The following is a 12607-nucleotide window of genomic DNA, read 5'->3' as shown; positions in this document are numbered from 1 at the left end:
TTTGAATACACCGGTATTCAAAATAATTCTGCATTAAAAGATGGGAGGGACCGGAGTCCCTCCCAATTTGCTTACTGTACGGTCAGTACAGGAACAGCAACGGCATCAACACTATCCCACAAGCTTGGGACTGCAGCGCTGAAACCTAAGGTCTCGGTGGTAGCAAAAGTACCAGCAGACATAGCGACAGTAACGGTCAGAGTTTTGCCATTGTTAGACAGCGTTCCGTTAGTTGCAGCACCATTATCCACAGTTGCAGCACCGGTATAGGTCATGATGGTCAACACATCAGCAGCATTCAGAGCAGTCTGGTTAGTACCAAAGGCATTACCCAGCATAGCGTCCAGATCAATTGCGTGACTGAAGGTATACGTCAGCGTGATGGTATTGACACCATTCGCAATCGCAGTTGCTACTGGCTGTGCAGTGATCTGCATGGCACCCAGGTTATCGAAAGCAGCGAAGGTCGGTGCCGTCAGGTTGGCAGCGTCATTAGCCCAGGTATTACCGAAGTCATCCTGTACATTGACGAAGTTCAGAGAACCGTGGAAACCAACAGTTGCACCAGCAAGGCTAACATCTGGCTCGTCATACTGAGCAAGGCCAAAGAGAGCTGCACGGTTAAGAGGCAGCATGTCATCAGCATTATCCGTGGTGAACGGAATGGTCAGCGTGGTACGAGAGGCTGCAGCCAGAGCATTATGAGCTGCGATAGTGTCTTCATCCAGGAAGATGTTTACACCACCCAGCGTCACAACCGGAATGGCAGTGTCGGTGCTGACTTTAACTGGTTCGTTAAAGGTCAGAGTCAATGCATTACCGGTATAAACCGCACGGGTCATTACTGGTGGCAGAGCATCATTAATCACAACTTTAGCATTTGCAGCTGCAGTTGATACATTACCAGCGCTATCAGCAACCAAATCACTAAAGTCGATCACCTTAGCGGTTTGACCATCGGTATTACCCAAAGTGAAAATGTTGTTAACACTGAATGCTGCAAGGTCGGCATTCACAACATCAGTATCAGAAGCGATAGTGATATCGTTCATGATCGTCCAGTTAGTCAGCGCGGCGCTGGCAGTATCAACAGGCTCGCTACCAACGGCAGGCTTGCTGGAATCTGCAGCCAGAGGCGCAACCCAAGCCAGATCCTCAGTAAAGGAAACAGCAATGGTACGGCTCATATCAGCACTCCAGGCTACATAAGCGGTCGCATCGTAGATTTCCAGTGCTGGATCAATGTAGAAATCACCGGTTGTGGTGTTTGTCTCATTGGACTCGTACAGGTCATCCAGAGATGGTGTTGCATCTGTATAGATATCCTGATCGGCCAGCATGCCCGCATTGATGTTCAGCAGCGGGGTACCGATCAGCGACTGCGCATCCGGGTTCGCCAGCTCACCACCATTACCATACTGCTCACCAAATACAGTTGAGGTGGAAGTCAGATCCTGCTCACCATAAGAGTCTTGCAGGCCAGTTGTTACCGGAACGTTATCTGCCAGAGCAATGGAAGTTGTAGAGCCTTCATTACCGAAGTCATCCATTGACTGGATATACAGCATGTCACCTGGCTGAACTGCAGAAATCAGGAACGCAATATCTGTTGCAACGAAATCGGCATATTCACTACCAGTCGCAGGCTCAATTGTGCCGTAGCCCTGGTTGTTGGCAATAGTCGTAAAGTTCGAAGCAGTGTTGGTGGTTTTTGCATCCGGGCTGCTCTGCTCATCGATATCGATGTTGGTTGTTACAGCAGCACCATTGCGCTGGATCCAGTAGCGGTAAGTGGAAGCATTGCTTGGAGTAAAGCTAACACGAGCCACATCAACAAAGAAGTTACTGTTCAGGCCCAGGTTAGAAGTATCCGGAGTACCATCTTCATTTAACTGAATGATGGATGAGGCATCAACGATACCCGCTTTATCCAGTGCAACGACCAGATTCGCCAGGCGCTCTTTGGTATCAATACCGGAAGCTGAATCGTCATCATCAGCACTGTTCAGCTGCTGTACGCCATTCAGAGCCAGTGCCATGTCAACGTCTGCGAATGCTGAGCTGGCGTTATCCAGATCATTAGCCAGACGTAATGGGCTGTCATCGGTGGTCAGCTGAGTCAGGTTGGTAACAACCGCCGCATTGATATTCAGCTCACGGTAAACTTCAACCTGAAGCTTAACGTAGTCGCTATTACCGTTAACATTATCAAAGTCGTAAGAAATGTCGTTAGCTGCAACGTTGCTGTCTTCATCCAGCAAGTTAGAAGAAGTATCGCGGAAGTCTACTTTCAGCAGGTAAATATCGAGACGGTTACCGGCAACAAAATTGCTGTCCGCGGTCAGTGTCATTGAGCGCGCATCAGCTGCAACCGCAGTAGTTACATTCAGATAAGCACCAGCATCCAGATCACGTACGATGACAGAGTTTGCATCAATCATCGCGGCCTGCAGCTGCTCGCTGAAGTGCACAGTCAGCACATTAGTGGTGTCGTCATGCAGTTTTGCACGAGAGCCATTAGTGGCAACTTCTTCAATAGAGGTTACATATGGACGTGCATCGTCCGCATTTGTAATAACGCTGGCATAGACGTTACCTACGTGTACGGTTTCTACTTCATCATCAGTAGTAACACCGGTTGCACCAAAGTTATTGGCATCAACACCAGTAACAGCATAACCACCAACAATAAAGTTCAGGTCGGAGTCATTTGGTACACCAGCGATGGAGAAAGCACCATTGGCATCAGTAGTTGCAGGGTAGGATACGCTGGTGTAAGAGATAGCATTACCGCCACCATTCGTGTGCGGACTGCCGTTAACGTCCTGCAGTTCCAGATTAATAGTCTGGTTAGCGATAGGAGCTTCAGTATCCGCATCGCGCAGCACACCAGTTACAGTGGCACCACCGGTACCAATTGCTGGTAACACTGCATCACCAGCAACTGCAGTAAAGCCATCAATAAAGTAGTTGGTTGAACCAGTATTGGTTTCGTCAGTGGTACCCTGATCACTGCGGCCATTATCAATAACAGCTGTCGGCTCAACAGTCACAATCGCACCGAGGAAACCAGCTGGCGGAACGATTGTTAAGCGGATATCACCACCAACGAAGTTACCTTTATCGGTAACGGTCAGGTTGCTGACCGGAACGTTACGCAGTTCATAGTTACCGCCAGCGCCTGTTGTGACTGCACGACCACCCACATAGATCTTAGCCCCTTTAACAGGATTACCATTGGTGTCGACTACAGTACCCATTACGGTACCGACTGGAGTCTGAACGTGCTCGGAGTTATTACCAACTTCAGCAGTTGTTACGGATTTGGCTTCATCACCCTCAAACAAACAGCCTGTCATCAGCGTTGTAGAGGAGACAAGAGCAATAGCAGCAGCCAGCTTGGCTTTTTTAAAAATCGAATGTTCCATCGGTTCCTTCCTAAGCAGAGAGTAAGCCATGGGGTATGGCGAATCAGAATGAAATCAGGGAAGGACGCTGGAGTACGCAGATGCGCAGATTCCATTGCGCAGCAAAAGAGACCATCCCTGTTCTCAAGAGCGGGCATTCTTGCAAATGACTGTCACGATTACGACATACCAAATGCCAAATACAGCACTTTAGCATTAGTACGTGTCACAGAATGTCTGATGTAGTTCACACTCTGTTTTCGTCCGGGTTTATTGCTCCAACAAAAAAAGCCGGTCAGTTTCCTGACCGGCTTTTTTATTTCAGCTCTTGCTGAGTGACCAATTATTTATTGGTGAACTCAGGGTAAGCTTCCATACCGCACTCAGACAGATCAACGCCTTCGTACTCTTCTTCTTCAGTCACACGCAGACCCATGATGACTTTCAGCAGCATCCAGGTAATGAAAGAAGCCGCGAATACCCATACAAAGATCGTTGCTGCACCCATCAGCTGACCGCCGAAGGTAGTGCCGTCTGCAGTTACCGGTACAACCAGCAGACCGTACAGACCAACCACACCGTGTACAGAGATAGCACCAACCGGGTCGTCGATTTTCATTTTATCCAGCGTCAGGATAGACAGTACCACGATCAGACCACCCACCAGACCAATAATGGTCGCAGCGAAAGGGGTTGGAGTATCAGGGCTTGCAGTGATAGCAACCAGACCAGCCAGAGCACCGTTCAGAGCCATAGTCAGGTCCGCTTTGCGGAACAGGATGTAAGCCAGAACCAGAGCACCGATCAGACCACCAGCAGCGGCAGCGTTAGTGTTCATGAACACAACAGCTACTGCGTGTGCATTACCGATGTCGCCCAGTTTCAGTACAGAACCACCGTTGAAGCCGAACCAGCCCATCCACAGGATGAAAGTACCCAGGGTAGCCAGTGGCAGGTTAGCGCCAGGAATCGCACGGATTTCACCGTTAGGACCGTACTTGCCTTTACGGGCACCCAGCAGGATCACACCAGCCAGTGCTGCAGCAGCACCTGCCATGTGTACGATGCCGGAACCTGCGAAGTCTTTGAAACCAAAGTCATCGCCCAGGCTGAACATGCCGAATACAGAAGCACCGCCCCAGGTCCAGGCACCTTCCATCGGGTAGATAACCGCAGTCATAACTACCGCAAAAGCCAGGAAAGCCCACAGCTTCATACGCTCAGCAACAGCACCGGATACGATGGACATTGCAGTCGCTACGAACACAACCTGGAAGAAGAAGTCTGAAGCGCCGGAGTAGATAGAACCACCCTGGAAACCATCTTCACGTGCCGCGAAATCAGCCAGTACTGCAGCAGAATCCACTTCAGTGATACCAGACAGGAAGTAACCGCCGCCGTACATAATCTGATAACCACACACCAGGTACATGGTGCAGGCAATCGCAAACAGAGCGACGTTTTTAGTCAGAATTTCAGTGGTATTTTTAGAGCGGACCAGACCCGCTTCCAGCATGGCGAAACCTGCCGCCATCCACATTACTAACGCACCGCATACCAGAAAATAAAAGGTATCCAACGCGTACTGGAGTTCGAAAATATTATTTTCCATTCTAAGCCCCCCGCATAAGGCTCTGATTCATTTAATGAGGAAGGATCAGATCGCGTCTGCGCCGGTTTCACCGGTACGGATACGAATGACTTGTTCCAGGTTGGTAACGAAGATTTTTCCGTCGCCAATCTTGCCGGTGTTCGCCGCTTTGGTGATGGCTTCGATGACTTTTTCGGTCAGGTCGTCAGCTACCGCTACGTCAATTTTTACCTTAGGCAGAAAATCCACCACGTATTCAGCACCACGATACAGTTCAGTGTGACCTTTCTGACGGCCGAAACCTTTTACTTCGGTCACTGTGATGCCCTGAACGCCAATCTCTGACAGTGCTTCACGCACATCGTCGAGTTTGAATGGCTTAACCACAGCTGTAATGAGTTTCATAGAAAACCCCTTTGTTAAACGCTACGAGTTTAGGTTTTATTAATGGCCCATGCGGGGGCACGGGCCATTGTATGCTTTTTACATGGAGATAGGCAGGCTGTAAGAAACAACCACTTTCAGGTCCTCATCAACACCGGCTTCGCCTTTGTCCAGATCAGCACTCTGGTCGATTACTTTGGACAGAGTGAACGCCAGGTTATCGTTATAGGCATAACCTACATCCAGGTGGGTGTAATCGCTGTCATCGCCATCATCGGCTTTACCCAGCGTGAAAGAGTAGGCATCCAAGCCATAACCCAGGGTGAAGTAGCTGGAGTTATCGTCACTCTCAGCACCAATAGGCTTGTAGTAAGTGAAAGAAGCACCGGCATAACCCAAAGAGATAATTGCATCGGCATAGTCAAAGGTATTGCCACGATCATCCGGATTACCAGCTGCACCATCACCCTTTGGATATACGTAGTTCAACAGGCTTACGTCATAACTGAAGTCACCCATTTCAGCGCCATAGCCCAGGTACAGATCGTATTCATTACCCCAAGAGGTATCACCGCTTGAAGTCCATACGCCTGCATAAGCGCCGGAAGCACTAACTGTCAGATCACCAGAAACAGCAGCAGCGCCATTCCCCAGATCCTTACCACGCCACAAATACATGCTGGCAACAGTTGCCGATGCAGAAACTTCAACTTCAGCCTGCGCAGTAGAAACAGCGGCCAGACCTGCAGTCATCACACCAGCCAGAGCGATTGCTTGAGACAGTTTTTTCATGGTTCTTTTCCTTCATCAGTTATTCAAAGCTTTTATTAAGTAAACCGGTGAGCGCACCGTTTTCTTTCTGTACTTACCTTGTACATGTCCTATAGCAGCGGCTGTGCCAACTTTTAAAAAATGCGGTTTTTCAGGGAGTTAGCAACAACCATCCGCTAAAAAGCCCTCATAGCAGTTCAACGGCGGTGCATCGGGCTGTTTTTCAGCCCCTTTTGGTGCACCTGCAAATCAGCATAGGCACTAAATTGATGCACGAGCAGGTCGGGGGAAATAAAACGGGGCAAAGGCCCGGATTGACATAAAGCAAAAGCATGGCGGCATCGCAGGTCACGCCCGGTACTGGGGCCATATTGCCTGGCGTGGTAAACTCCCGCCGGTATATAAGGAAGCCCTATGATGAACAGCGAACAAATCCGTAACCGTGTCGAACAACTGTTGCAACAAAGCCCACTGGCCGGTCTGTCAGCCGATGTACGCTTAATGCTGCAAAGCCAGTTACAGAGCCTGCTGAGCAGCGCCAATCTGATCAGCCGTGAAGAATTTGAAGTACAGGCGGAAGCGCTGCGCCGCACCCAGGCGAAACTGGCGGAGCTGGAAAGCAAACTCAGCCAGCTGGAACAGCAGCAGAATCAGACGCAGTAATAGCAGCGCATAAAAAAGCCGGAGCATGCTCCGGCTTTTTCTATTAGTGCATCTGCATCCGCGCTAAATCGCCAGCAGCTCTTTCGCCTGCTGCGAGCTGGCTAACTCGCTGCCAGCGCCGGATGCCACCACCCGCCCCCGCTCCAGAATAATAAATTCATCCGCCAGTTCGGCGGCAAAATCAAGATACTGCTCAACCAGCACAATGGCCATTTCGCCGCGATCACGCAGCAGCTTAATCACACTGCCGATGTCTTTAATAATGGAGGGCTGAATCCCTTCGGTCGGTTCATCCAGAATCAGCAGTTTGGGTTTCAGCAATAACGCCCGGGCAATCGCCAGTTGTTGCTGCTGTCCGCCGGATAAATCACCGCCACGGCGTTTCAGCATTTGCTGCAGCACCGGAAACAGCGAATAGATTTCCGGGTCGATACGGCGCTGACTTTTCGGCAGCGCTGAAAATGCCGTCTGCAGATTTTCTTCCACCGTCAGCTGAGAAAAAATATCCCGGCCCTGCGGTACATAGGCAATGCCCTGACGTGCACGATCAAAAGGAGCGATGCCGTTCAGCGATTTTCCCTGCCACTGAATATCCCCTTTACCGGCACTCAGGTGGCCCGACAGCGCTTTCATTAACGTGGTTTTACCCACACCGTTGCGCCCCAGCACACAGGTGACCTTACCGACAGAGGCACTCATGCAGACGTTATACAGCGCCTGACTCGCACCATAAGAAACATCCAGTTGGTTTACATTTAACATCCCATCATCCTCCGTACCGGATCAGCGTCCCAGATAGACTTCGATCACCTGTGGATTGGCTTTCACCGTTGCCAGCGAACCTTCCGCCAGCACATGACCTTCGTGCAGCACAGTGACCTTGCAGTCGAGTGCTTCGATAAAATCCATATCGTGTTCTACCACCATTAATGAATGTTTCTGCGCCAGGCGCTTAAACAGTTCGGCGGTTTTCATGGTTTCTTCATCGGTCATACCGGCAGCCGGTTCATCAATCAGCAACAGCTGTGGCTCCTGTCCGAGCAGCATGCCGATTTCCAGCCACTGCTTCTGACCATGGGATAAATTACCGGCCAGTTCATCGCGTTTATCCGCCAGATCGATCATGTCCAGAATCTCATCCAGTTTCTGTGCTTTTTCGGCGGTCAGCTTATGCAGCAACGCCTGCCAGATACTGCGTCCGCCTTTCAGCGACATTTCCAGATTCTCAAATACCGTCAGGCTTTCGATCACGCTGGGCTTCTGAAATTTACGGCCGACGCCGAGGTTGGCGACATCCGCTTCATCAAAGCGGGTCAGGTCGTGCTGACTGTTGGCATTATCGGTAAAGATAATGGTGCCGGTATCCGGGCGGGTTTTACCGGTAATAACATCCATCATGGTGGTTTTACCGGCGCCGTTCGGGCCGATAATGGCGCGCATTTCACCCGGAGCGATGACCATGGATAACGAATTCAGCGCTTTAAAACCATCGAAGCTGACGCTGACACCATCCATATACAGCACCGCCGGGTTATCAATATGCTTTGGCGTTTGCAGGCTCATACTTTTTCTCCCTGCACAAAGTTCAGTTTATCCTGCTGCTCAGGTGCAGCCTTGCTTTGCGTTTCAGTATTCAACGCCGGCGGATTGTCTTCAGCTTCTGCCTGATATTTTTCTTTCAGCTGTGCCCATAAGCCCACCACACCTTTCGGCAGATACAGTGTGGTCAGCACAAACAAGCCACCCAGCATAAACAGCCAGAGTTCAGCAAAGGCACCTGTGAAATAGGTCTTGGCATAATTCACCAGCATGGCACCAATCACCGCACCAAACAGCGTGCCGCGGCCACCCACCGCCACCCAGATAATAATTTCAATGGAATTAATCGGCGCAAATTCACCCGGATTAATAATGCCGACCTGAGGTACGTATAAGGCTCCGGCCACACCGGCCAGCATCGACGACACCACAAAGACAAACAGCTTGTAATGCTCAACCCGGTAACCGAGGAAGCGAGCACGGGATTCCGAATCACGGATAGCCACCAGCACCCTTCCGAGTTTTGAGGTGACAATAAAGCGGCTGATTAAATAACCCAGTATTAAAGCCAGCACCGAGGCCACAAAGAGCACTGCACGGGTATTATCCGACTGCAGGCTGTAACCGAGAATATCTTTAAAGTCGGTTAACCCATTATTGCCACCAAAGCCCATATCGTTGCGGAAAAAGGCCAGTAACAAGGCATAAGTCAGCGCCTGGGTAATAATCGACAGATACACCCCGGTTACCCGCGAACGGAATGCCAGCGCGCCGAATACAAAAGCAAGAATGCCCGGCGCCAGCAGCACCATCAGCATGGCAAACCAGAACTGATCAAAACCAAGCCAGTACCATGGCAGCTCCGTCCAGTTAAGGAACACCATAAAGTCAGGCAGTTCCGGATTACCGTACACACCGCGGTCGCCAATCTGACGCATCAGATACATGCCCATCGCATAACCACCCAGCGCAAAAAATGCACCATGGCCCAGACTTAAAATACCGCAGTAGCCCCAGATTAAATCCACCGCAATCGCCAGCAGGGCATAACACAGGTATTTGCCCAGCAATGTCATGGTGTAAGTCGATACGTGGAAGAATGATCCTTCCGGTAATAACAGATTACTGAGCGGAATAAACACCGCCATCAGCACCAGTATCAGCAGTAATTTTCGTCCTGCGGCATCGTTCATCAGCAAACGGGTTAAAGGGCCGAATTGTTTTGTCTGTGTCATATCCCTGCCCCTTAACCGTTATCCACAGCACGGCCTTTGAGCGCGAATAATCCGCGTGGCCGTTTCTGGATAAACAGAATGATAAATACCAGCACCATAATTTTTGCCAGAACAGCACCGGCTAATGGTTCGAAGATTTTATTGGCCACACCCAGCGTCATAGCGCCGACCAGCGTGCCCCATAAATTGCCAACACCACCGAAGACCACAACCATAAAGGAATCGATAATATACGCCTGCCCCAGATTCGGGCCGACGTTGGTCAGCTGCGATAAGGCCACGCCGGCAATCCCGGCAATGCCGGATCCCAGACCAAAAGTCAGCGCATCAACCCAGCCGGTTTTAATCCCCATGGAACTGGCCATTGGCCGGTTCATGGTGACCGCGCGCATCTGCAGACCAAACAAGGTGCGCTTTAATACCAGTGCCAATACAGCCAGCACCATCAGGCTGAAAATAATGATGTACAACCGGTTCCAGGTCAGCTCCAGCGCCGGGTTAATCATAAAGGTACCGGCCATCCAGTCTGGCGTGGCCACTTCACGGTTTAACGGACTGAAAATCGAGCGCACAGCCTGCTGCAGAATCAGACTGATACCAAAGGTCGCCAATAAGGTTTCCAGCGGACGGCCATATAAATGGCGGATCACGCTGCGTTCAATCAGCACGCCAACTAAACCACTGACCAGAAATGCTGCAGGCACGGCCACGACCAGCGATAAACCGATATGCTCCGGCATCAGCAACTGCACCACATAGGTGGTATAGGCACCGAGCATAATCATTTCGCCGTGGGCCATATTAATAACGCCCATCACGCCGAACGTGATGGCCAGACCAATAGCCGCCAGCAGCAAGACCGCGCCCAACGCCAGACCAAAATACAGATTCTCGATATAGCCATTAATGCTGACCAGTTTTTCGATATCGGTCAGCGTGGTTTGCGCCAGCTGGTATTCATTTTTACGTGACAGTTTTTCTTCATCACTGAAACTGCGGATAAATTCACTCAGTCCGGCACGTACTTCCGGATACAGTGCACCATCCAATGCGGTAAGCCCCTCAATCCGCTCTTCAGTCTGATCGGCTTTCAGTTGCATCAACGCGCGTACCAGGTGCAGAACCTCAGCCACAGAATTGTCAGCTTCCCGCTGCAGTGCCTGATCAATAAAGGCCCGGTCGATATCATCACTGCTTTTCAGCAGATTCTGTGCAGCCGCCATGCGCTGTGATTTATGCTTCGATGAAATCTGTGCGCGGGAAATCAGGCTGCGTAATGCAACCCGCAATGAATTATTAACACCAATTTTTTTAATATCGCGCTTACCCAGCCCGGTGACGGCTTGCAGGGTAAAGGCGTCCTGCGCACTGTCCGGCTCACCGGAACTGTCGACCAGTAACAATTGCCCGTTGCTTTTAACGTAATACAGGCGGCTGTCGAGTAATGCCTGCAAAATAACAATGGCCTGATCATCTTCAGCCAGTGCAATCTGCTCGGCCAGCGCCGCTTTTTCTTTATAGTTTGCACTGATTAATTGCTGACTGAGTTCTGCCAGAGAAGGCTGAGTATCAGCATTGTTTGCCAGTAGATTATGGCTGGCAGAAAGTAATAAGACGGCGAAAAAAACACGTCTGAATAATGTGAACATGGGAACATCCTGTTGGAAAGGAACTGCACGCCTGCGCAGCGTTATATTAACGCCGGCAAACGTGCAGCGGGTCGGGCTTACTCGGCCGCTACGGCGCCACCACAGGTTTTGGTTGCTGTGTTGTAGTTGCCGCAGTTGATTGGTGCAGTCCAGTCAGAGATCAGGTTTTTGCTTTCAGGCAGGTAGTCAGTCCAGGCATCACCCGGTACCACACCTTCAGTCTGCCAGACGATATCGAACTGGCCATCTTCCTGAATTTCGCCAATCAGTACCGGCTTGGACAGATGGTGGTTTTTATTCATCACCGCCATGCCACCGGTCAGGTTAGGAACAGAAATACCGATCATGGCATCCTGTACTTTACTGACGTCAGCAGTACCGGCTTTTTCCACCGCTTTGGTCCACATATTGAAACCGATATAGGTTGCTTCCATCGGATCGTTGGTTACGCGTTTATCGTCTTTGGTGAAGCTGTGCCATTGTTTGATAAAGGCATCGTTCTCTTTACCATCAGCGCTCATAAAGTAGTTCCAGGCGGCCAGGTGACCAACCAGAGGCTTGGTATCGAAACCAGACAGTTCTTCTTCACCTACCGAGAAGGCAACCACCGGAATGTCTTCCGCGCTTACACCCTGGTTCGCCAGTTCTTTATAGAAAGGAACGTTGGCATCACCATTAATGGTGGAAACCACTGCGGTTTTAACACCGGCGCTGCCGAATTTTTTAATGTCAGAGACAATGGTCTGCCAGTCAGAATGACCGAACGGTGTGTAGTTAATCATGATGTCTTTAGCAGCAACGCCTTTCGACTTCAGATAGCTTTCCAGAATTTTATTGGTGGTACGTGGATAAACGTAGTCGGTACCGGCCAGAACCCAGCGCTTAACGCCAACGTCATTCATCAGATAATCAACGGCCGGAATAGCCTGCTGGTTAGGAGCCGCACCGGTATAGAAAACATTTTTTGAAGACTCTTCACCTTCATACTGCACCGGATAAAACAGCAGACCGTTCAGCTCTTCTACAACAGGTAAAACAGACTTACGGGAAACCGAAGTCCAGCAGCCGAAAATCACATCGACCTTATCTTTCTCCAGCAGCTCACGGGTTTTTTCCGCAAATAAAGGCCAGTTAGAGGCAGGATCGACCACCACAGCTTCCAGTTGCTTGCCCAGCAGACCGCCTTTTTTATTCTGCTCTTCCACCATCATCAGCACGGTATCTTTCAGCGTGGTTTCAGAAATCGCCATGGTGCCGGACAATGAATGCAGCACACCGACCTTAATGGTATCGGCGGCATTGGCAAGACTGATACCAGCAGCCAGAGTGGTCATCGCCAGAACTTTGGTCGCTTTTGACAGCGTGTTT

At 50.4% G+C, this 12607-nt stretch carries 10 protein-coding genes; 1 reads left to right on the top strand and 9 read right to left on the bottom strand.

What is annotated here, in order from left to right:
- Window positions 1-71: 71 nt before the first annotated feature.
- The 4 genes from LGT44_RS07965 to LGT44_RS07950 form a co-directional block, all read right to left on the bottom strand.
- Entirely contained in the window at window positions 72-3428 is a 3357-nt protein-coding gene (locus LGT44_RS07965; protein ID WP_230331354.1) for a carboxypeptidase-like regulatory domain-containing protein, read from the bottom strand.
- 322 nt (window positions 3429-3750) lie between these two features.
- Window positions 3751-5019: an ammonium transporter gene (locus LGT44_RS07960; protein WP_145467053.1), complete on the bottom strand. Its 1269-nt coding sequence runs from the start codon at window positions 5017-5019 to the stop codon at window positions 3751-3753.
- 45 nt (window positions 5020-5064) lie between these two features.
- Window positions 5065-5403 (bottom strand): P-II family nitrogen regulator, encoded by a 339-nt coding sequence (gene glnK, locus LGT44_RS07955; protein WP_145467055.1) that lies wholly within the window; start codon window positions 5401-5403, stop codon window positions 5065-5067.
- A 78-nt stretch (window positions 5404-5481) separates the two neighbouring features.
- Window positions 5482-6174, bottom strand: a complete 693-nt coding sequence (locus tag LGT44_RS07950; RefSeq protein WP_230331353.1) for a TorF family putative porin — start codon at window positions 6172-6174, stop codon at window positions 5482-5484.
- Between the two features lie 393 nt (window positions 6175-6567).
- Between LGT44_RS07950 and LGT44_RS07945 the strand changes: the two genes are divergently transcribed.
- Entirely contained in the window at window positions 6568-6816 is a 249-nt protein-coding gene (locus LGT44_RS07945) for an accessory factor UbiK family protein (RefSeq protein ID WP_230331352.1), read from the top strand.
- Between the two features lie 63 nt (window positions 6817-6879).
- Here the strand turns inward: LGT44_RS07945 and urtE are convergent, their stop codons facing one another.
- The 5 genes from urtE to urtA all read right to left on the bottom strand — a co-directional run bounded on the left by urtE (window position 6880) and on the right by urtA (window position 12573).
- Window positions 6880-7578 (bottom strand): urea ABC transporter ATP-binding subunit UrtE, encoded by a 699-nt coding sequence (urtE, locus tag LGT44_RS07940; protein ID WP_230331351.1) that lies wholly within the window; start codon window positions 7576-7578, stop codon window positions 6880-6882.
- 21 nt (window positions 7579-7599) lie between these two features.
- Window positions 7600-8379, bottom strand: coding sequence for an urea ABC transporter ATP-binding protein UrtD (gene urtD, locus LGT44_RS07935; RefSeq protein WP_145467061.1), 780 nt, complete (start codon window positions 8377-8379; stop codon window positions 7600-7602).
- On the bottom strand, window positions 8376-9590 hold the full coding sequence (urtC, locus tag LGT44_RS07930; RefSeq protein ID WP_230331350.1) for an urea ABC transporter permease subunit UrtC: 1215 nt from the start codon (window positions 9588-9590) through the stop codon (window positions 8376-8378). Before urtC ends, urtD begins: the two co-directional genes overlap by 4 nt.
- 11 nt (window positions 9591-9601) lie before the next feature.
- Complete coding sequence (urtB, locus tag LGT44_RS07925; protein WP_230331349.1) at window positions 9602-11239, bottom strand: urea ABC transporter permease subunit UrtB; 1638 nt, start codon at window positions 11237-11239, stop codon at window positions 9602-9604.
- Window positions 11240-11316: 77 nt separating this feature from the next.
- Entirely contained in the window at window positions 11317-12573 is a 1257-nt protein-coding gene (gene urtA / locus LGT44_RS07920) for an urea ABC transporter substrate-binding protein (protein WP_230331379.1), read from the bottom strand.
- Window positions 12574-12607 lie beyond the last annotated feature (34 nt).

The organism is Thalassolituus alkanivorans, assembly GCF_020447205.1.
Classification (GTDB): Bacteria; Pseudomonadota; Gammaproteobacteria; order Pseudomonadales; family Oceanobacteraceae; genus Venatoribacter; species Venatoribacter alkanivorans.
The sequence above is the reverse complement of the archived record's forward strand: the minus strand, read 5'-3'. Positions and strand labels throughout refer to the sequence as shown.